Source organism: Mesorhizobium sp. LNJC391B00 (assembly GCF_000502535.1).
GTDB lineage: Bacteria > Pseudomonadota > Alphaproteobacteria > Rhizobiales > Rhizobiaceae > Mesorhizobium.
In genome coordinates, this window is the sequence record NZ_AYWI01000001.1 from 1 (window position 1) to 19,811 (window position 19,811).

General features: G+C 64.3%; 23 protein-coding genes, 1 tRNA gene and 1 pseudogene. 17 read left to right on the plus strand and 8 right to left on the minus strand.

Translation table 11 applies throughout. From position 1 onward, the window contains the following. Positions 1-83: 83 nt before the first annotated feature. The 3 genes from X750_RS162560 to X750_RS162555 all read right to left on the minus strand — a co-directional run bounded on the left by X750_RS162560 (position 84) and on the right by X750_RS162555 (position 2,620). Positions 84-160, minus strand: a tRNA-Arg gene (locus X750_RS162560). A 162-nt stretch (positions 161-322) separates the two neighbouring features. Beyond that, positions 323-1,222 (minus strand): DUF1003 domain-containing protein, encoded by a 900-nt coding sequence (locus X750_RS01000000162565; protein ID WP_198020956.1) that lies wholly within the window; start codon positions 1,220-1,222, stop codon positions 323-325. 429 nt (positions 1,223-1,651) lie between these two features. Continuing rightward, the gene (locus X750_RS162555) at positions 1,652-2,620 is read right to left on the minus strand and encodes a D-alanyl-D-alanine carboxypeptidase family protein (protein ID WP_023746505.1); all 969 of its coding nucleotides are present in this window, start codon (positions 2,618-2,620) and stop codon (positions 1,652-1,654) included. A gap of 266 nt (positions 2,621-2,886) precedes the next feature. Between X750_RS162555 and X750_RS162550 the strand changes: the two genes are divergently transcribed. The 4 genes from X750_RS162550 to X750_RS162535 all read left to right on the plus strand — a co-directional run bounded on the left by X750_RS162550 (position 2,887) and on the right by X750_RS162535 (position 7,361). Next, positions 2,887-4,698, plus strand: a complete 1,812-nt coding sequence (locus X750_RS162550) for a peptidase C14 (RefSeq protein WP_023746506.1) — start codon at positions 2,887-2,889, stop codon at positions 4,696-4,698. A 223-nt stretch (positions 4,699-4,921) separates the two neighbouring features. Beyond that, a complete protein-coding gene (locus tag X750_RS162545) occupies positions 4,922-6,013 on the plus strand; it encodes a hypothetical protein (protein ID WP_023746507.1) in 1,092 nt (363 codons plus the stop codon). 270 nt (positions 6,014-6,283) lie between these two features. Further along, positions 6,284-6,904, plus strand: a complete 621-nt coding sequence (locus X750_RS162540) for a nucleoside triphosphate hydrolase (RefSeq protein ID WP_023671222.1) — start codon at positions 6,284-6,286, stop codon at positions 6,902-6,904. A gap of 85 nt (positions 6,905-6,989) precedes the next feature. Further along, positions 6,990-7,361, plus strand: a complete 372-nt coding sequence (locus tag X750_RS162535; protein WP_023683605.1) for a hypothetical protein — start codon at positions 6,990-6,992, stop codon at positions 7,359-7,361. Between the two features lie 25 nt (positions 7,362-7,386). Here the strand turns inward: X750_RS162535 and X750_RS162530 are convergent, their stop codons facing one another. The 3 genes from X750_RS162530 to X750_RS162520 all read right to left on the minus strand — a co-directional run bounded on the left by X750_RS162530 (position 7,387) and on the right by X750_RS162520 (position 9,712). Beyond that, complete coding sequence (locus X750_RS162530; protein WP_023671224.1) at positions 7,387-8,091, minus strand: glutathione S-transferase N-terminal domain-containing protein; 705 nt, start codon at positions 8,089-8,091, stop codon at positions 7,387-7,389. A gap of 152 nt (positions 8,092-8,243) precedes the next feature. Further along, positions 8,244-9,452, minus strand: coding sequence for a beta-ketoacyl-[acyl-carrier-protein] synthase family protein (locus tag X750_RS162525; RefSeq protein ID WP_023671225.1), 1,209 nt, complete (start codon positions 9,450-9,452; stop codon positions 8,244-8,246). 5 nt (positions 9,453-9,457) lie between these two features. After that, on the minus strand, positions 9,458-9,712 hold the full coding sequence (locus X750_RS162520; RefSeq protein WP_023671226.1) for an acyl carrier protein: 255 nt from the start codon (positions 9,710-9,712) through the stop codon (positions 9,458-9,460). Between the two features lie 235 nt (positions 9,713-9,947). Between X750_RS162520 and X750_RS162515 the strand changes: the two genes are divergently transcribed. The 5 genes from X750_RS162515 to X750_RS162495 are packed head-to-tail and all read left to right on the plus strand — an operon-like array spanning position 9,948 to position 12,304. Next, the gene (locus X750_RS162515; protein ID WP_081726189.1) at positions 9,948-10,769 is read left to right on the plus strand and encodes an urease accessory protein UreD; all 822 of its coding nucleotides are present in this window, start codon (positions 9,948-9,950) and stop codon (positions 10,767-10,769) included. 30 nt (positions 10,770-10,799) lie between these two features. After that, complete coding sequence (locus X750_RS162510) at positions 10,800-11,102, plus strand: urease subunit gamma (protein WP_023671228.1); 303 nt, start codon at positions 10,800-10,802, stop codon at positions 11,100-11,102. A gap of 10 nt (positions 11,103-11,112) precedes the next feature. Beyond that, a complete protein-coding gene (locus X750_RS162505; protein WP_023671229.1) occupies positions 11,113-11,367 on the plus strand; it encodes a DUF1272 domain-containing protein in 255 nt (84 codons plus the stop codon). Between the two features lie 29 nt (positions 11,368-11,396). Next, positions 11,397-11,990 carry a HupE/UreJ family protein gene (locus X750_RS162500; protein ID WP_023671230.1) on the plus strand — a complete coding sequence of 198 codons (594 nt, stop codon included), beginning with the start codon at positions 11,397-11,399 and terminating at the stop codon, positions 11,988-11,990. Positions 11,991-11,998: 8 nt separating this feature from the next. Next, positions 11,999-12,304, plus strand: coding sequence for an urease subunit beta (locus X750_RS162495; protein ID WP_023671231.1), 306 nt, complete (start codon positions 11,999-12,001; stop codon positions 12,302-12,304). Positions 12,305-12,330: 26 nt separating this feature from the next. Here the strand turns inward: X750_RS162495 and X750_RS162490 are convergent, their stop codons facing one another. Beyond that, entirely contained in the window at positions 12,331-12,828 is a 498-nt protein-coding gene (locus X750_RS162490) for a hypothetical protein (RefSeq protein ID WP_023671232.1), read from the minus strand. A gap of 123 nt (positions 12,829-12,951) precedes the next feature. Further along, on the minus strand, positions 12,952-13,314 hold the full coding sequence (locus X750_RS162485) for a hypothetical protein (RefSeq protein WP_023671233.1): 363 nt from the start codon (positions 13,312-13,314) through the stop codon (positions 12,952-12,954). Between the two features lie 177 nt (positions 13,315-13,491). Here X750_RS162485 and ureC point away from each other — a divergent pair, with 177 nt between their 5' ends. From ureC to X750_RS162450, 8 genes and pseudogenes are all read left to right on the plus strand, one after another. Further along, entirely contained in the window at positions 13,492-15,207 is a 1,716-nt protein-coding gene (gene ureC, locus X750_RS162480) for an urease subunit alpha (RefSeq protein ID WP_023742261.1), read from the plus strand. Positions 15,208-15,299: 92 nt separating this feature from the next. Continuing rightward, positions 15,300-15,887: pseudogene (locus X750_RS0132080) on the plus strand (hypothetical protein); the annotation flags it as partial. Positions 15,888-15,934: 47 nt separating this feature from the next. Beyond that, positions 15,935-16,540 (plus strand): glutathione S-transferase family protein, encoded by a 606-nt coding sequence (locus X750_RS162475; RefSeq protein WP_023742263.1) that lies wholly within the window; start codon positions 15,935-15,937, stop codon positions 16,538-16,540. Beyond that, positions 16,537-17,139, plus strand: a complete 603-nt coding sequence (locus X750_RS162470; RefSeq protein WP_023746509.1) for an urease accessory protein UreE — start codon at positions 16,537-16,539, stop codon at positions 17,137-17,139. The genes X750_RS162475 and X750_RS162470 overlap by 4 nt, the downstream gene beginning before the upstream one ends. Next, positions 17,132-17,803 (plus strand): urease accessory protein UreF, encoded by a 672-nt coding sequence (locus X750_RS162465; RefSeq protein WP_023746510.1) that lies wholly within the window; start codon positions 17,132-17,134, stop codon positions 17,801-17,803. Before X750_RS162470 ends, X750_RS162465 begins: the two co-directional genes overlap by 8 nt. Then, complete coding sequence (locus X750_RS162460; RefSeq protein WP_023746511.1) at positions 17,800-18,240, plus strand: DUF3995 domain-containing protein; 441 nt, start codon at positions 17,800-17,802, stop codon at positions 18,238-18,240. The genes X750_RS162465 and X750_RS162460 overlap by 4 nt, the downstream gene beginning before the upstream one ends. A 13-nt stretch (positions 18,241-18,253) precedes the next feature. Then, positions 18,254-18,886 (plus strand): urease accessory protein UreG, encoded by a 633-nt coding sequence (gene ureG / locus X750_RS162455; RefSeq protein ID WP_023671240.1) that lies wholly within the window; start codon positions 18,254-18,256, stop codon positions 18,884-18,886. A gap of 127 nt (positions 18,887-19,013) precedes the next feature. Continuing rightward, the gene (locus X750_RS162450) at positions 19,014-19,781 is read left to right on the plus strand and encodes a class II aldolase and adducin N-terminal domain-containing protein (RefSeq protein WP_023671241.1); all 768 of its coding nucleotides are present in this window, start codon (positions 19,014-19,016) and stop codon (positions 19,779-19,781) included. Positions 19,782-19,811 lie beyond the last annotated feature (30 nt).

Genomic DNA, 19,811 nt, shown 5'->3' on the forward strand with positions numbered 1-19,811 from the left:
CAAAACCCCTTCGGGCCAAAAGTGTTACCCATGTCTCCGATATAAACCGTAACCTATGTGTCCGGAATGGACCCTCGGTAAGCTGGCGCACCCGACAGGATTCGAACCTGTGACCTCTGCCTTCGGAGGGCAGCGCTCTATCCAGCTGAGCTACGGGTGCCTTCAGGGAACCTGAAAACGAACCAGCCGATAGGCCGGCCAGCCACGGCTTCTTAGCGGAAGCCGGCGCGGGCTTCAACGGGCAATTGGCGTGGCGATATTTTCGAAGCCACGTCGCGCGGCTCGGCAACTTCGCGTCCGCCTTGCAGCCTCAGCCCGGGACTCACCCCGCCACCTCCACCTTCGCCACCCGCCTGCGCACCCTGCGCGGCGCCCGCTTCGCCTTCTTCGCGCCGGTCAGTTCGTGCATCGCATCCAGCTGCATCTGCTGCATTTCGGCCAGCCGCGTCCATTGGCGCGAGATCAGATAGTCGAGCTTTTCGTGCAAATGGCGCACTTCCAGCTCGGCTTTCAGGTTCACCCGGTAGTCGTTGAACGAGCGCAGGCGGTCCTTGGCCTCCGTCCGTCTCTGGCTCATCATGATGATCGGCGCCTGGATGGCGGCGTACAGGAGAGCAGCAGGTTGAGCAGGATGAAGGGGTAGGGGTCGAAGGCTGCTCACGCCCGCGATCAAATTGATGCCGATCCACACCGCAAGCACGCTGCCGAACGAGATCAGGAACCACCAGCTGCCGCCGAAAGCCGCCATGTTGTCGGAGACGCGGTCGGCGAACGAGCGGTGCTCCTCGAACTCCTCTTCCGAGTTTTCCGAAATCGTGTCCTGCCTGGCGATCGATTCGACCACCTGGCGGTCGAGCTCGGAGAATTCGCCATGCTCCTGCTGCAGCAGCTCCTCCATGTAGCGCATGCGGTAGCGGCCGAGCTCCTCCCGGCTGATGCGGGCGCCGCGCGGCAGGTCGGGATGATCGGAGCGGATGCGGTCGGCCAGGCTCGGCCTGAGGTCGTCGATGCGCACCAGGTCACGCTTGCGAAACTTTCTACCTGATATCGCCGACGGTTTTCGCTTCGGCTTCAGGCGGCCATGGGGTTCGGAGTCCGGCACATCGGGCGCTTCCAGCGCCTCGTCGGCAACCAGTTCGGCGTCGTGGGCGGGCGGCGCCTCGAAATACTCGCCGCCGCTGTCGTTTTCATTGTCGGCCTGTTCGGATGGTTTTGGGCTCATGATGCCGGCTCCTGCTGTCGCGCCCACGATACGCCAAGGCGAGGCGGCATAGCCACTGTGGCGGTGAAGATTGGGGGCTTGTGCATGCTTGTGATGAATGCCTGCTGCAATTGCCTGTGGCAGCGCAGCCCCACGGGGCCTCGCTCGCCTGCTGCTCGGCAACCAGACCGCCGAAGTGCTGTTGCCGACGGAGGTCGCGCCTGCTGCAGAGTTAAGATGAGGCAGCGATCCTTCACGACTCCCCTCTGTCCTGCCGGACATCTCCCCCTCAAGGGGGGAGATCAGATGTCGCCATGGCTTCGCCAAACACGAAAAAGAGGCGAGACGCCGAAGCTGCTAATCTCCCCACTTGAGGGGGAGATGGCCGGCAGGCCAGAGGGGGGTGCTGTCCCGCCGGCGTTTCAGAGTTCCTCCACCCAACGACGGGTTCTATTGCGGCGGTAAACCAGGCAACTGCGACCCCTGCGCCGGCAAACCAGGCGGCGGCAGGCCGGGCGACGCGGCCGGCTGATCTCCCGCAAACATCAGCCGCGTCTTCGTATCGGCCATGGCGGGCGACAGACTGCGCTGGATCAGCGCTTCGACATGGTCGTTGCGCTGCCTAGCGCTGTCGGCGCCCATCACCACCACGATCAGATGCCGGCCGTCGGCATTGTAGGACGTGACGATATTGTAACCGGATGCCCTGATATAGCCGGTCTTGATGCCGTCGACGCCGCGCACCCGGCCGAGCATGTCGTTGTGGCCGCGCACCAGCCGACCGCGGAACATGAAGTCGCTTTCGGAGAAATAGTGGAACTGCTGCGGGAAGCGGGCGCGCAGCGCCATCCCCAGCGTCGCCATGTCGCGCGCCGATGTGTGCTGGCCATCGTCGGGCAGGCCGGAGGCATTGCGGAAGACGGTGCTGCTCATGCCGATCTGGCGCGCCTTCGAGGTCATCATGGCGGCGAACTGGTCCTCCGAGCCGCCGAGATATTCGCCCACCGCCACCGCCACGTCATTGGCCGACTTGACCACGATCGCTCGGATCGCCGAATCGACATCGATGCTCTCGCCGCGCTTGAAGCGCAATTTGGTCGGCGGCTGCCGGGCGGCATTGTCGGAGACCGGGATCTGCGTTTCCTTCGAGACGCGGCCGGACTCCAGCGCCTCGAACAGCAGGTACAGCGTCATCATCTTGGTCAGCGACGCCGGATAGCGTTGCGCCCTCGAACTGACTTCGAACAGCGTCTTGCCACTGCCGGCATCGATTACGATGGCGGCATATTTCTCCTGCGGCGCCGGCACCGCCAGCAGGCTGTCGGGCGGTGCGGTGGTGCTGCAGCCGGCCACGAAGACGAGCAGCAGGAGGGCTGCGAGAAATTTTTGGACGAGGGAGCGGAAATGGAAGTTTGGCAAGGCAAGTCCGGCGTTGCTGAGAGGGCCGGAACCTAGCCTAACCCATTGTGTTCGTCCATTTGGTTAACGGCGGAGCTGCCGATGACGCTGCCAATCTCCCCCGCAAGGGGGGAGATCAGATGTCGCTTCGGCTTCGCCAACCATCGGCGCTGAAACGGCAACCTCGACATCCGCCCACCCGCCCCGAAATCGCCTGCTTCCTGTCCTGTTTTGCCTGCGGGGTCGCGGTGCTGCTATAGAGGCGGCAATTGCTTGGGGATTTGACAATGACCGGTGACATCGGCGCGGCGGCGCCATCTCTTATCAGGGCTTCGCTTAGCCGCACCGGCAAATGGGCCGGCAGCGTCGCTTTCATCGGCGGCGCTGCTTCCGACATCCTCAATCCGCTGGCGCCATTCGCCGCCTATATCGCGCTGGTCGCTTCGGTTGCCGCCGCCATCATCGCCATTGCCATCGTTCTGCGGCTGGTGCTGGCCGCCAAGGCGCTGCCGGCGCTGATCTTTGCCACCAGCGCTGCCGCCGTCGCCGGCGGCGTCTATGGCCTGCAGCAGCAGACGAATTCGCAGAACGGTGTGATCGCCGGCCTGGTACCGGCCATCGCCCAGTTGCAGCAGCAGATGGGCATCGTCTCGGCCAGGGTGGCCAGGATCGAGCAAACGGTAACCGAGACGAAGCTGACGGTCGACCAGGTCAAGCAATCGACCGACGCGGTGGCGAAGAAGACCGAGGAAATTGCGTCGACCCAGCAGCAGCAGGCTGAGCAGGGCGCGCAGACGCAAAAGTCGGTAGAGGCGGTCAAGCAGACGACCGAAACGCTCGCTGCCGGCCAGCAGAAACAGGCCGAGCAGGCGGATAAGCTTCAGGCGACCACCGAGCAGATCGCCGCCTCGATCGACACCATCGCCAAGGGCTTTGCCGCATTGGCCGCGCAGGGCGGGACGATCGCCGAGCCGAAGCGGCCGGACGAATTCTATCACAATGCCCGCGTCTACGAGCTTTCCGGCGACATGCTGAATGCGCGGCGCTCCTATCTCGCTTTCGCCGGTTTCGACGTCGACGCCGTCGATCCCTACACACGCTTCGCCACCCTGCTGCGCGTGCAGGACGGCAAGGCCGGCGCCCGCGAAGTGTTCGGCGCCCTGGCCGACAAGGCCAAGGCGCTGTCGATCAAGCTGGTCCATATCCTGCAGTTCGACGATGCCCAACGTCTCGACAAGCTCAACGCCTTCATCGCGGCCAATCCGGATTTCGCACCGGCCTATTACCTGCTCGCGCAGGAGTTTTCCGAGGATCGCCTCGGCGTCCAGTCGCTGTCCGACAAGCGCAGCGAGGCCGAGGCGCTGACCAGGTTCGTCTCCTATGAAAAGGAAGGCAGGCTGCTCAAATATTTCATCGACCAGACGCAGCTCGCCGACTGGCTCGATCGCAGCCGCAGCCGGTTGACCGCGCTTGGCGACGTGCTCGACCCAGCGCGCTTTGCCCCGACGCTGACGCCGATGCGCTCCAATGCCGGCTGGACGATCTCCATCTCGCTGCCCGAGGCCGCGACCGGCATTTCCTGGCGCATGGGTGTGTCAGGTCCGTTCACCGACACCGGGCTGGTGGCGATGAACGACCAGCGCACCGGCAAGCCGATGCCCAATCCGAGCTTCGAATTGCCCGACAGCACCACGGCCACCACCATCGGGGTCAAATATCTCGATCTCAGGGGCCGCGAGACCGGGCCGTTCGACATAAGTTTCGATCCGGACGCGGCGCTGCAACAGGGCAACAAACAGATCCTCGACCAGTTCTGGACGTCGTGGATCGCCTTCGACGCCAGCGGCAATCACGGCCTGGTCTATTTCTCCCAGATGCTGTCATTCCGCTGCGGCATCAAGGAGGTGCGCTACAGCCTGAACGGCACGGCGCTCGACAAGGAGATCAAGCTGCCGCCTTGCGACAAGAAGGACCCCTACGCCATTCCTTATGACTACCAGCCTTACTTCAAGGTCGCCGACAACGTGACATCGATGGCGGTGCAGGTCACCTACACCGACGGCACCAAGTCGCCGGTCCGGGAGTACAAACGGCAGTAGGCGTCCACCCTCCCCCTTGTGGGGAGGGTCGATCCGCNGGGGGGTCCTCGTAGGGCGCTACCCCCACCCCGTCGAACGATCTCCGCTTCGCGTCGAGCGCTCGCCGACCCTCCCCACAAGGGGGAGGGTAAAAATCGCCCTGATGCAAAATGCCGGTCGCTGTGCTTGCGCATCCCTCGCCGAGCGGGTTTGTTCGCTGCCATCAGAATCAGCAGGTGCGCGGATGGATACGGTCACGATCAAGGCAAAGGGCATTTCGGTCACGCTCGATCTCACTGTCGGCCATATCGCCGACATAACGGTCGACAGCGATGGCCGCCAACTGAAGCCGCTGCACCGCGCGCCCTGGATCGATGCCGGCGAGACGCTGCCGCCGGATCTGCCTCAAGGCACGGTGCGGCTGTCGGGCGATTTCCTCTGCGCACCGTTTTCGGCCAGCGACATCGAGGCCGCACCGCTGCATGGCTGGCCGGCCAACAGCGCCTGGGATGTCACGGCCAGCGAAGCGACATCCGACGGCTGGCGGGCCGTCTTCCGGTTGCGCCGCACGGTGATGGGCGCGACGGTCGACAAGATCTTCACGCTCCGCAACAGTCATCCCTTCCTCTATCAGGAGCATGTCTTTTCCGGCGGTTCCGGCGCTGTCTCCGCCGCCCACCATCCGATGGCGGCGATGCGCGATGGCGGCCGGCTGGCCTTTTCGCCGAAGCGCTTTGCCGGGACACTGGGCGCACCGCTGGAGCCCGATCCGGCCCGCGGTCGCTTCAAGCTTTCCTATCCCGCCCGCTCGACCGATCTGACGCGCTTTCCAGCCACTGGCGGCGGCACGCTCGATCTCACCGACTACCGCATGGAGGATGAGCGCGAGGATTTCATCACCCTGGTCGAAGCCGATCATGGCGGTCCGGGCTGGACGGCGCTGGCGCGCCGGGCCGAACAGGATCTGGTGCTGGTGCTGAAGAACCCGGCGGAGCTGCCGGTCACCATGCTGTGGTTCAGCAATGGCGGCCGCGACTACGCGCCGTGGAGCAGCCGCCATCGCGGCGTGCTCGGCATCGAGGACGGCCGCGCCGCCATCGGCCATGCCGCATCGATCGGCGACAATTGGCTGAAGCGCGAAGGGGTCGCGACCGCTTTTACCCTCGGCGGCGAAGTCTCCTTCCGCCATGTCATCGGCACGCTGCCGCTCACGAGCGGCGAGCCGCCGCGCGATATCGGGACAGCCTCAGGTCACATGCGTCTCACCGGAGCCGATGGTTCGACCCGCGATGTCAGGTTCGACAGCGATTTCCTGCGGATCGGCCAGCCCGGCTGATTTTCGAACGCTGGCCCTGCCCCTCACCTGCCTGCCGGCATCCTCGACACACGGCACATGGAGCTTGTCCGCCGCATCGCCGCGCCAACCAATCTGCTTGGCGCTGCGGCGGACGCATTGGGAGGAGAAGTGTTACCCATCTATCGGCTTGACACCGGCAGGGCGACGAGGGGCAGCGCTGACGTGGCGGATGTCGTGAGATTGCCCAAATCGCGGTTTGAAATTTCCTCAAACTGCCGACAAGATGCAAAGCATAGCTGGAAGCGCCCAATGTCCGAAATCGCCCATCTCGCCGCCACCATCTTCAAGCGCGCCGGCAAGGCGAAACGCTTCATCGTCGCCATTGCCGGCCCGCCCGGCGCCGGCAAGTCGACGCTCTCGGCCGGCCTGCATGATCTGTTGCCGGAGGGCGCGGCTGAAGTCGTGCCGATGGACGGCTTCCACTATGATGACATCGTGCTCGACCAGCGCGGCCTGCGGTCAAGAAAGGGCGCGCCGGAGACTTTCGACTTCGCCGGCTTCGAGACGCTGTTGAAGCGCATCCGTTCGGGCGAGCCAGACATCGCCATTCCGGTGTTCGACCGCAGCATGGAATTGTCGCGCGCCGCCGCCTCCATCGTTGCCGCCGAGACCAAGTTCATCCTGGTCGAAGGCAATTACCTCCTGCTGGACGAGGAGCCGTGGTCGCGGCTGGCGCCGCTGTTCGACTTCACCATCTTTGTCGATGTGCCGCGTGCCGAACTCGAGCGCCGCCTTCTGGTGCGCTGGCACGAGCATGGCCGCTCCGACGAAGACGCCCGCGCTTGGATCGCTTCCAACGACATGCCCAACATCGATCGCGTGCTCGGCCGTCGCAGGTCCGCCGACCTGGTTGTTGGCGATCCCGCATAGTTCGCTGGACTTCGGAACGGGAACCTTAAGACTTTCAGGTCGTTATCTCTCGTCGGCAATCGTGCCGCCGTGAGGGAACCGTCAGATGGCAACCAAGGCAAAAACACCCGCCAAGAGCAAGACCGCTCAACCCAAAGCCAGGCAGGCAAAGGCCACGCAGGCGAAGGCAGGCGCCGGCCCGGCGATCGCCGAGCGGTCCAAGGACGCAAAGCCGGCTTTCGGCAAAGCGGCGCCAAAGAAGGTAGAACCGGTGGCGACGGCAAAGGTGACGGCGAAAACCGCCAAACCCAAGAAGCCGGCAAGCAGCGGCTCGGTGGCCGGCGGCGCGATGCGCACCGTCAAGGCGACCGCCAATGTCGCCGCTGGTGCGGTGGCGGCGACAGCCAGGGGCGCTGCGTCGCTCGCTGCGTCCGTCATCGGCAAGGGCGGCTCGAAAAGCAAGGCCAAGGCGAAATAGACCCGGCTGCTTCGGCTGGCCGAGGTCAATTCCTGGCGGGAATGGTCAGGCCGCGCTGCACCGCGGGCCGCGCCAGCCCGCGCTCCAGCCATGCCGCGACGGTGGGGAAGTCGTCGAAGCCGACGAGTTCGCGCGCCTCGTAGAAGCCGATCAGATTGCGCACCCAGCCCAGCATCGAAATGTCGGCGATGGTATAGTCGTCGTCCATGATCCAGGTTCGACCCTTCAGCCGCGTCTCCAGCACCCCGATCAGCCGCCGCGATTCATTGCGGTAGCGATCCAGCGGCCGCTTGTCGGCGATCTCGCGTCCGGCGAATTTGTTGAAAAACCCGACCTGTCCGAAAATCGGCCCGATCGCCGCCATCTGGAAGAACACCCATTGGATGGTCTCGTAGCGCCGCGCCGGATCGGCAGGGATCAGCTTGCCGGTCTTGTCGGTGAGGTAGAGCAGGATGGCGCCGGATTCGAACAGGCCGAATGGCCTGCCGCCCGGCCCGTCGGGGTCGATGATCGCGGGTATCTTGCCGTTCGGGTTCAGCGACAGGAATTCCGGCGTCCAGCTCTGGTCCTTGCCGATATCCACCAGATGCGCCTCGTAGGGGAGGCCGAGTTCTTCCAGCGCGATCGAGACTTTCACCCCATTCGGCGTCGTCGCGGAATAGAGCTGCAGGCGGTCGGGGTGGCTGGCCGGCCAGCGCTTGGTGATCGGAAAGGCGGACAGGTCGGTCATCGAAAGCTCCGGTCGGGAATTTGGCGCGGTATCGCGCCGTCTGGCGAGTTGCGAAGGATTATCCTCGGCTTCTTTGCCGATCAACCGGTCGAAGGTGCACACACCGTCTTCGCAGTCATTCAGGGCCAGTCGCTCAGGCCAGTCGCTTGCCGTCAGACCGCCTTGAACGCCACCACGGCATTGGTGCCGCCGAAGGCAAAACCGTTGCTGATCGCCGCGCGCACCTTGCGCTCGCGCGCCACATTCGGCGTGATGTCGAGATCGCAGTCGGGGTCGGCCTGCCGGAAATTGGCCGTCGGCGGCACGATGCCTTCGCGGATCGCCATCACGCAGGCGATCATTTCCAGGCCGCCCGAGGCGCCGAGGCAATGGGCATGCATCGACTTGGTCGACGACACCGACAGCTTATAGGCATGGTCGCCGAAGACGCGCTTGATTGCCGCCGTCTCGATCTGGTCGTTGGCCTTGGTGCCGGTGCCGTGGGCGTTGAGATAGTCGACGTCCTCGGGATTGAGCCCGGCGTCCGCCAGGCAGGCGCGCATCGCCGCCGTCGGTCCCTCGACAGTCGGCGCGACGATATCGGAAGCGTCGGCGGAAAGGCCGGCTCCGGCAAATTCGGCCAGAATGGTCGCGCCGCGCGCCATGGCGTGTTCATACGTTTCCAGCACCGCCATTCCAGCACCTTCGCCGAGCGACAGGCCTTGGCGATCGGCCGAGAACGGCCGGCAGGTATCGGGCGCCAGCACCCGCAGGGCCTCCCAGCCCTTCAGGATGCCCCAAAGCAGCGGCGCGTCGGTGCCGCCGGCGACCATGACATCGGCGCGGCCGAGCCGGATCTGGTCGACCGCCGAGGCAAAGGCGTGATTGGACGAGGAGCAGGCCGAAGTGACGCCGAACACCGGCCCGCGCAGGCCGAGATTCATGCTGACATGGCCGGATGCCGCACTCGGCATCACTTTCGGCACGGTGAAGATGCCGGCCCGGTTCTTGCCGTCGACCAGGATGGCGCGATAGTTCTCCTCGATCGCCTCCCAGCCGCAGACGCCGACGCCGACAACCGCGCCCATCCGGTAGGTGGTTGCTTCAGTCGATGTCAGGCCGGCATGCTGCATGGCTTCGCGCGCGGCAATCGTCGCCAAAAGGCTGAAGCGGTCCATCGACACGGTCTGCTTGTGGCTGATGCCATGGTCGGGCAGCGTCTTGATTTCGCAGCCGACCTTGACCTTCAAATCATGCAAACCGGGATTGCTGATTTGACCGATGGCCGATCGGCCGGCCCGCATTTCGTTCCAGATTGCAGGCGCATTGGCGCCGAGCCCGCATATGCCGCCGATGCCGGTAATGACGACGCGCTTTTGCATTCAGCTCAGGCTTTTTTCGCAATCAGCGCGCGAACAGCCTCAACCATATCGCCGACATTCTTGAGATTGCTCCAGGCATCGACCGTGTTCATCTCGATCTCGATGCCGTACTGCTCCTCGAGATCGAAGATGATCTCGGTCAGTTCCAGGGAATGGATGCCAAGCGCGGTCAATTCCGTATTGGTGGTGATCTCTTCGCCACCGGGCTCCGCATGTGCCCTGATCTTGGCGATGATTTCCGTTGCCAGCTCGTCAGCCATTCGATTCCTTCCCCAATTTTATAACGTCGCGGTGCCGATTGGTTGGCGCCCCTGTTGCCTGGACTGAAATCGCCGTCGCCTTCAAAAACCCGCCAGGCGCAGCATGACCGTTCCAAAGAGGCTCCCTCTATAGAAACGGAAACGCTGTCAAGCAACAAGCTATATCAACAAGCACCATATCGACAAAGCGCCGGGAGTGCTTAACGTTAGCGCCGTGGATACGTTGCAGCATGTCTTGATCCCAGCTCTTCCGGCCCAGCGCGCGGCCGGGGCGGCCCGGCTTGCGTGCGGCGTCAGGGATGGACGCACCCGGCTTTTGCGCCTCTATCAGGACGGCTCGGCCAAAATCCGCATGCCGGCCGTTGCGGCCGATCCGCTCGAAGCCGTGCTCATCAACACCGCCGGCGGTCTGACCGGCGGCGATCGGCTCGGCTGGGAAATCGATGTCGGGCCAGGTGCCTCCGCCTCGATAACCACCCAGGCCTGCGAAAAGATCTATCGTGCCGCTAGCGACCGCGCCGAAGTTCGGGTGAAGCTCAGCGTCGGCGCGGGCGGGCGTATCGCCTGGCTGCCCCAGGAAACCATCGTCTTCGACCGCTCGGCCTTTGCCCGCACGCTCGAGGTCGAGCTTGCCGCAGGCGCCGAGGCATTGCTGCTTGAAGCCACCATATTCGGCCGCCTCGCCATGGGCGAAGAGGCCGCGCACGGCCATTTCCACGACCGTTGGCGTGTCCGCCAGGATGGTGCGCTCGTTCATGCCGAGGATTTCCGCATCGGGCCGGCTATCGCGGCGGCACTTGGCCGCCCGGCGGTCGCCGGCGGCGCCATTGCCGCTGCGACGCTGCTGATGGTCTCGCCGCAGGCCGAAGCCTTGCTCGATCCGGCCCGCGACATCGTCGGCGCCGACGGCGATGCCAGCGCCTGGAGCGTCAAAAAATCTGGCAAGCTTCTTGCGAGGCTGTTTGCCGAGGACGGCTATCAGCTGCGCAAGCGGCTGGTTCCGCTCGTCGAACTGCTCAACGGGCGGGCGGGTCTGCCCAAATTATGGTCACTCTGAGCCAAATACAGGCCAAATCCAGGAAAGCGCATGAACCTGACGCCGCGTGAAAAGGACAAGCTGCTCATCGCCATGGCGGCGATCGTGGCGCGCAAGCGGCTGGAACGCGGCGTCAAGCTCAATCACCCCGAAGCGATCGCGCTGATCACCGATTTCGTCGTCGAGGGCGCCCGCGACGGCCGCCCGGTCGCCGAACTGATGGAGGCCGGCGCCCATGTCATCACCCGCGCGCAGGTGATGGAAGGCATCGCCGAGATGATCCACGACGTGCAGGTCGAGGCGACCTTTCCCGACGGCACCAAGCTGGTGACCGTTCACGAACCGATCAGGTGAGGAGAAAACGATGCTGGAGCTGCGACCGAATTGCGAATGCTGCGACAAGGACCTGCCGCCGGAAGCGGCGGACGCGCTGATCTGCACCTTTGAATGCACCTTCTGCGCTGACTGCGCTGAACATGTGCTGGGCGGCGTCTGCCCGAACTGCGGCGGCAATTTTTCCGCACGCCCGATCCGCCCAGTGGAGAAACTGGTGAAATATCCGGCCTCGACCCAACGCGTGCTCAAGGCCGAGGGCTGCGGCCCGCGCAAGGCTGCGTGATTGTTTTCGTGACTTCGAAGGGAAGACCGATGATCTCTGCTTCAACCAAACGCACCACGCTTGCAGCGATCCTGCTGCTGGCGGCGGCGATGCCCGCCTATGCCCATGTCGGCATCGGCACGACCTCGTCCTTCGCGGCGGGCTTCGCGCATCCGCTGTCCGGCCTCGACCATATGACCGTCATGGTAGCCGTCGGCCTGTGGGCGGCGCTCAAGGGCGGCAAGGCAATCTGGGCCTGGCCGCTGGCCTTTGTCGGCGTCATGCTGGTCGGCGGCGCGCTCGGCATGCTCCACGTGCCGGTGCCTTTCGTCGAACCGGGCATCCTTGCCTCCGTCGTCGCGCTTGGCTTGCTGGTGGCGTTGGCGGTCGATCTGCCGGTCTCGGCCGGAGTCGCCATCATCGGCCTGTTCGCGCTGTTCCATGGCCATGCCCACGGCACCGAAGTGCCGGAAAATGCAGGTGGGCTTGACTATATGGCCGGCTTTGCCGTTGCCACCGCACTTCTCCATGCCATGGGCATCGCTGCCGGCCTTGGCCTCGGCATGCGCTTTCGCGGGCTTGCCCGTGCCGCTGGCGCCGCTTGTGCTGCAGTCGGCGGCGGCCTGGTCTTCGGCGTTTTGTGAGGCTAACGATGATTCCCGGCGAAATCATCACCGCAAGCGGCGACATCGAGCTCAACAAGGGGCTGCCGACGGTGACGCTGAAGGTCGCCAACAGCGGCGACCGGCCGATCCAGGTCGGCAGCCACTACCATTTCTTCGAGACCAATGAGGGGTTGAAATTCGACCGCGACAAAGCGCGCGGCATGCGTCTGGACATTGCCGCCGGCACCGCGATGCGCTTCGAACCGGGACAAGAGCGGGACGTCACGCTGGTGCCGTTCGGAGGAAAACGCGAGGTCTACGGTTTTCAGCAGAAGATCATGGGCAGGCTGTGAGATCGACGGGGTCGAGCGCCCTGAGGTCAGTTCGACGGCCTGGCCGCCGCGTAGATGACGATTCTTGCCGAGCCGTCGAATTCCACCGCAAGGACGTCTTCCGTAAGCACGCGCCGCGAATCGATGGCGTTGAACAGCAAGGCGTTGGCGTCGATCTCCTTGCGCAGTTCCGCAATGTCGTCCTGATGCTGTTCGACCTTGCTCTCGACGGCCGGCGGCGGGCCGCCTTCGCTGCGCGCCGCGTCGGTGAGGAAGACGATATCTACTGTATCGAGCTTGGACGTCTTGCGCACGGCGCCGATGTTCTCACGCGTCCGCTCGATCGCGGTGATGATCTTGTTGGTCTGTGGTTCCGTCCGCGCCTCCTCCTGCCGGACATCGGAGCCGACGATCCTGTTGACGGTGTCGGCCCGGTTGACGGCGTCAGCGCTTTCAAGACCTTGCGCGGCTTGCGGGCCGAAAGCTGCGAGAAATGCGCAGGCAGCAAGGCTCTGGAGCCATCTGGTGTCGGCAAAGACAGGCATTGCTCGCTCCTGGTGGACTTTTCTGTGCAACGCCGTTCGGCGCCAAAGGGACGAAACGCCTCCTGTCGGGCGAAGGTTCCCTGTGGGCTGGCGGGCCGGGTGCCGGCCCGCCAAGCGCTTCTTTCAGCTTGCCTTCTTGGTGACAAGGGTCAGCGCGCCATCGGTGGTCATGCTGGCGGCGACCACCTGTGCCGAGGTGAGCCCCTTGGCTTCGAGCGCCGACTTGATCTGCGGCGTCGCGTCGATCGAAGAGCGCAGTTTCTGCAGCCCGGCATCGCCACGCTGGGCGATCACCTGATTGACCTGCGTCTGGGTGGCTTTGGGCAATTCGCTGATATCGACGATGTTGACCTTCTGGATCGCCGGCGCCGCCGGCTGAGCGCTGGGCGCTGCCGGCTTCGGTTGCGGCGTGGGCTGCTGCTGGGCGCCGGCTACGGTTGCGGAGGCCAGCGTGGCGGCGGCTGCAAGAACGATGATTTTGCGCATGTATTTTCCTTTCATCGATTTGGCCAAGGGTTTGGCAAACGGGCGGTTTGGGGTGGCACGGCCACCTCAACGGCCAAATGGGATCAGAAGGTGTCGCCGGGCGGGTCATTGCATGACCATTGGATGGCGACGATGTGGAGTTCGGCTGCGGCCGGCCTCTCGTTTGGGGAGCATTGACTGATGGCTAGAATTACCCGCGCCGCCTACGCGCAGATGTATGGCGCGACGGTCGGCGACAGAGTGCGCTTGGCCGACACCGAGCTGTTTATCGAGGTCGAAAAGGACCTCACCGTCCATGGCGAGGAGGTGAAATTCGGCGGCGGCAAGGTCATCCGCGACGGCATGGGCCAGAGCCAGGTGTCGCGCGCCGGCGGCGCGGTCGACACGGTCATCACCAACGCGCTGGTGGTCGATGCCACGGCCGGCATCTTTAAGGCCGACATCGGTCTCAGGGACGGCCGCATCGCGGCGATCGGCAAGGCCGGCAATCCCGACACGCAGGAGGGTGTCACCATCATCATCGGCCCCGGTACAGAGATCATCGCCGGCGAGGGCAAGATCCTAACCGCCGGCGGCTTCGACGCGCACATCCACTTCATCTGCCCGCAGCAGATCGACGAAGCGCTGATGTCGGGCATCACCACCATGCTCGGCGGCGGCACCGGCCCGGCGCATGGCACGCTGGCCACCACCTGCACGCCCGGACCCTGGCACATGGCGCGCATGATCCAGTCCTTCGACGCTTTCCCGATGAACATCGGCCTGTCCGGAAAGGGCAACGCCTCGCTGCCGGCTGCGCTGGAGGAAATGGTGCTGGGCGGGGCCTGCTCGCTGAAGCTGCACGAGGACTGGGGCACGACGCCGGCGGCCATCGACTGCTGCCTGTCGGTTGCCGACGATTACGACGTGCAGGTGATGATCCACACCGACACGCTGAACGAATCCGGCTTTGTGGAGAACACCGTCGCCGCCATCAAGGGCCGCACCATCCACGCCTTCCACACCGAAGGCGCCGGCGGCGGCCATGCGCCCGATATCATCAAGGTCTGCGGCCTGCCCAACGTCATTCCGTCTTCGACCAACCCGACCCGGCCCTACACCGTCAACACGCTTGCCGAGCATCTCGACATGCTGATGGTCTGCCACCATCTGTCGCCGTCGATCCCTGAAGACATCGCCTTTGCCGAAAGCCGTATCCGCAAGGAGACCATCGCGGCGGAAGACATTCTGCACGATATCGGCGCCTTCTCGATCATCTCGTCGGACTCGCAGGCCATGGGCCGTGTCGGCGAGGTGGCGATCCGCACCTGGCAGACCGCCGACAAGATGAAGCGCCAGCGCGGGTCATTGCCGCAGGAGACCGGCAACAACGACAATTTCCGCGTCCGCCGCTACATCGCCAAATACACCATCAACCCGGCCATCGCGCATGGGCTCTCCAGGGACATCGGGTCGATCGCGGTCGGCAAGCGCGCCGATCTGGTGCTGTGGAACCCAGCCTTCTTCGGCGTCAAACCGGACATGGTGCTGATCGGCGGCATGATAGCCGCAGCCCCGATGGGCGACCCCAACGCCTCTATCCCGACCCCCCAGCCCATGCACTACCGCCCGATGTTCGGCGCCTATGGCAAGGCCAGGACCAACTCGTCGGTGACCTTCGTTTCCAAGGCGGCGCTGGAGTCCGGCCTGCATGGCAGGCTCGGCGTCGACAAGCAGTTCGTCGCGGTCGAAAATACCCGTGGCGGCATCGGCAAGCACTCGATGATCCTCAACGACGCCACGCCGCATATCGAGGTCGATCCCGAAACCTATGAGGTTCGCGCCGATGGCGAACTCTTGACTTGCGAGCCGGCAACCGTGCTGCCGATGGCGCAGCGGTATTTCCTGTTTTGAGGCGAGGGGCGATTTGATCGACCCGGCAAATTCCATTGCGAGCCGGTCGGTGCCGCCGCAATATGCGGCTCAAAGAAACCGCGTAGCAGGTCATGGCCACCGAAATAGCCTCCGCCCACGACATCTTCCCGCATATCCGCATCGTCATGGGCATGGTGATCGGACTTGGCGTCGCTCGCCTGCTGTCGGGGGTGGCGCGCATCGTCCAGCATCCCGGCCAGTACAGGCTCTATCCCGTGCACCTCGGCTGGGTCGCCTCCATGCTGTTGCTGCTGGTGCATTTCTGGTGGTGGGAGTTCGGCCTCTACACCATAGAGGTCTGGACTTTCGGCAAGTACCTGTTCCTGATCTTCTACGCCATCACGCTGTTCCTGCTGTGCGCGCTGCTGTTTCCGGATTCGATGCTCGACTACACCAGCTACGAGGATTTCTTCTATTCGCGCCGCGGCTGGTTCTTCGGCCTGCTGGCGGCCACCTATCTGCTCGATGTCGTCGACACGCTGCTGAAAGGTCCCGAGCATTTCGCCCGCTACGGCAATGAATATCTGTTCCGAACGCCGGTTTTCGTGGTGTTGTGCATCGCCGCCATACTGGTGCGTGACCGCCGCTTCCACATCGCATTCGTCGCCGGCACGCTGATCTATCAGGTGTCGTTCATCCTGCGGCTCTTCGACACCATCTCTGAACAGTGGCTATGGTTTAGGGTCGCAGGAAAGAGGGTTCGACCATGTACAAGGCTATCGGATCGCGTGGCTCCCGCGTCAGCCGCGTTCTGTGGATGCTTGAGGAACTCGGGCAGCCCTATGAATTCGTCGAGGTCAAATTGCGCTCGCCGGAAGCCTATGCGCTCAACCCGTCGGGCAAGGTGCCGATCCTGATCGATGGCGAACTGACGGTGACGGATTCGGCGGCGATCTGCGTCTATCTCGCCGACAAGCACGCCGACAAGGGTTTGGGCGCCAATCCCGGCCTCGCTGGCCGCGCCGAGATGGATTCCTGGATGCATTTTGCCCAGTCCGAGTTCGAAGCGCCGCTGTGGAACAAGCTGCGCCACCGCTTCCTGTTGCCGAAGGACGTGCGGGTCGATGTCGGCCCCGCCGCCGCCTACGATTTCGCCTCGGAGGCCAAGGCGCTCGACGGCCGGCTGGGGGATCGGGAGTTTGCGCTGGGCGACCGGTTTTCCGCCGTCGACGTGCTGTTGGGCGACATGGGCGGCTGGGCCCGCGCCGGAAAATTTCCGATCGAATCCGAGCGCGTCAACGCGTATTTCGACCGCGTCCTGGCGCGGCCTGCCCGTGCGAGAGCCCAGGCTAACGGTGGAGCCATGCGATGAAACTCAACCTGAACACCGACTTCACCAAGTTCCCACGCGCCGTCTCGGTGGTGGCTGCCGGCACTGCCGGAACCACGGCCCCATCCGGCCGTGCCGTCCTGCCCCATGACGAGCGTCATTTGCGCCGCCGCGCCATCGAGCTTGCCGACGGCAGCAAGGTGCTGGTCGACCTGCCCGAACCCGTGACCTTGAACGATGGCGACCGGCTGGTGCTGGAGGATGGCGGCCAGGTCGAGATCACCGCGGCACCCGAAGAGGTCTACGACATCCGTGCCCGCCACGCCGTGCATCTGACCGAACTCGCCTGGCATATCGGCAACCGGCATCTGGCGGCTGCGATTGAGCCCAGCCGCATCCTGATTTTGCGCGACCATGTCATCAAGGCTATGCTGGAAGGGCTGGGCGCCACGGTGCGCGAAGTCTCCGAACCGTTCAAGCCGGTGCGCGGCGCCTATTCCGCCCAAGGTGCGCATGGTCATGATCATGGCCATGCGCATGCGCACGCCGAAGCGCATTCCCATGATGGACGTTCCCACGCACACAGCGAGTCGCATTCGCACAGCCATTCCCATGACGGGCATCATCACGATCATGACTGACCAGCCATCCGGCATCGCTTTGCTGCGGCTCATGGCGTGGCTGTCGCCGGCCTTTCCGGTCGGCGGCTTTGCCTACAGCCATGGTCTCGAACGCGCCGGGCAAGACGGGCTGGTTGCCGATACCGCCAGCCTCGCCGGCTGGCTGGAGACGCTGGTCGAGATGGGGTCGGGCTGGAACGACGCCGTGCTCTTCACGGAAGCCTGGCGTCGCGCCCGCGACGAAGGCGACCTCCATGAAATTGCCGATCTCGCCGAAGCGCTGGCCGGCTCGCGTGAGCGCCACACCGAAACCATGCTGCAAGGCGCCGCCTTCCTGAAAGCGGCAGCGGCGTGGGCGAATCCGGTGTTGGGCCGCCTGCCGGCCGAATGCGCCTACTGTGTCGCCGTCGGCGCCGTTGCCGGCGGCAACGGCATCGCGCTTCAGGACGCGATGTCGGCCTTCCTGCAGGCCTTCTTCTCCAACCTCGTCCAGGCGGCGATCCGACTCGGCATCGTCGGCCAGACGGACGCCATGGCCTTGCTCGCCGGCTTCGAGCCGTTGGCGCTGTCGACGGCCGCGCGCGCCGCCGGCTCGACATTGGACGATCTCGGCGGCTGCGCCTTCATCTCCGACATCATGGCGATGAAGCACGAGACGCAGTATTCCAGGCTGTTCCGCTCATGATCGTCCTCTCCTTCGCCCTCTCGGCCGTCCTGCTGCTGATCACCGCGCTGCATGTCTATTGGGGCCTTGGCGGCATCTGGCCGGGCAGGGACGGCGTCTCCTGCGCCCACGCCGTCGTCGGCTTTCGCGGCGTCGACGAGATGCCGACGCCGTTCGCCTGTTTCGCCGTTGCCGCGTGCCTGTGCCTGGCGACCCTGTGGCCGCTGGCGCTGACAGGGGTCTTCGCCACCCCCTTTCCAAGGGAGGGCCTTGCCGCCACAGCGCTGCTTATCGGGCTCGTCTTCCTCGGCCGCGGCATTGCCGGCTTCACGCCGTGGTGGCGCCGGCTGGCGCCCGAACAGCCTTTTGCGCGGCTCGATGTGACCTTCTATTCGCCGCTCTGCCTGTTGATCGGGCTCAGCTTCGCAATCCTCGGCATTACGGAGTTTTCGGCATGACGGATTTTTTGCTATGACTCAGGCCAATGGTCCCCTGCGTATCGGCATCGGCGGTCCCGTCGGCTCCGGCAAGACGACGCTCACCGAAAAGCTCTGCAAGGCGCTGCGCGACGATTTCTCCATCGCCGTCGTCACCAACGACATCTACACCAAGGAAGACGCCATGATGCTGGCCCGCCTGCAGGCGCTGCCTGAGGACCGCATCGTCGGCGTGGAGACCGGCGGCTGCCCGCACACCGCCATCCGTGAGGACGCCTCGATCAATTTGCAGGCGATCGCCGGACTGAACAGGAAATTCCCCGATCTCGACATCGTCTTCATCGAATCCGGCGGCGACAATCTTGCCGCCACCTTCTCGCCCGACCTTGCCGACCTGACCCTCTATGTCATCTCGGTTTGCCAGGGCGAGGAAATCCCCAGGAAGGGCGGGCCGGCGATCACCCGTTCCGATTTCCTGGTCATCAACAAGAGCGATCTGGCGCCCTATGTGAACGTCAACCTCGATGTCATGGAGAGCGACGCCGCCCGAATGCGGGGCAAGCGCCCGTTCGGCTTCACCGACCTGTCGCGCGGCAAGGGACTGCAGGAAGTCATCGACTTCATCGTCGAACATGGCGGGCTGCAGTCGGCTCGCTCGGCGGCGTAATGCATGTCGCCCAAAAGTGCGTGGCGGTTTTGGGACAACGGACAATGCGAAGACAGCCTGACCCACCAGTTTGCGGTTGCTGGCCACGGCTGAGCGCGGCATTCTCTTAAAAACGGAGGTTTTTCGGATGAGCATCGCCCGCCTGCAAAAGGAAACGCTGACCAACCTGCCCTACTATGAGGAGCGCGTCGATCTGGCCGCCGCCTTCCGCTGGACGGCGCGGCTCAACATGCATGAAGCCGTGGCCAATCACTTTTCGCTGTCGGTCAACGAGGACGGCAGCAAATTCCTGATGAACCCCAACCAGGTGCATTTCTCGCGCATCAAGGCGAGCGACCTTTTGCTGATCGACGCCAATGATCCCGAGACATTGTCCGGCCCGAATGCGCCCGACCCGACCGCCTGGGGTCTGCACGGCGCCATTCACCGCAACGTGCCGCATGCGCGCTGCGCCATGCATGTGCATTCCATCCACGCCACCGTGCTGGCATCGCTGGCCGACTCGACCCTGCCGCCGATCGATCAGAACTCGGCCATGTTCTTCAACCGCCACGTCGTCGATGCCCATTATGGCGGGCTGGCCTTCGAGGAAGAAGGCGAGCGCTGCTCGCAACTGCTCACCGACCCGAAGGTCAAAGTGATGGTGATGGGCAATCACGGCGTCATGGTCATCGGCGACACCGTCGCCGACGCCTTCAACCGCATGTTCTATTTCGAGCGCGCCGCCGAAACCTACATCAAGGCGCTGTGGACCGGCCGTCCGCTGCGCACGCTGTCCGATGCCATTGCCGAAAAGGCCGCCAGCGAGATGGACGACTATCCCGGCCAGGCAGAGCGTCACCTTGCCGAGCTGAAGGCGATCCTCGACGAGGAAGAGCCGGTGTACCGGAGCTGAATGAGTTCACCCTTCTCCCCGTTCACGGGG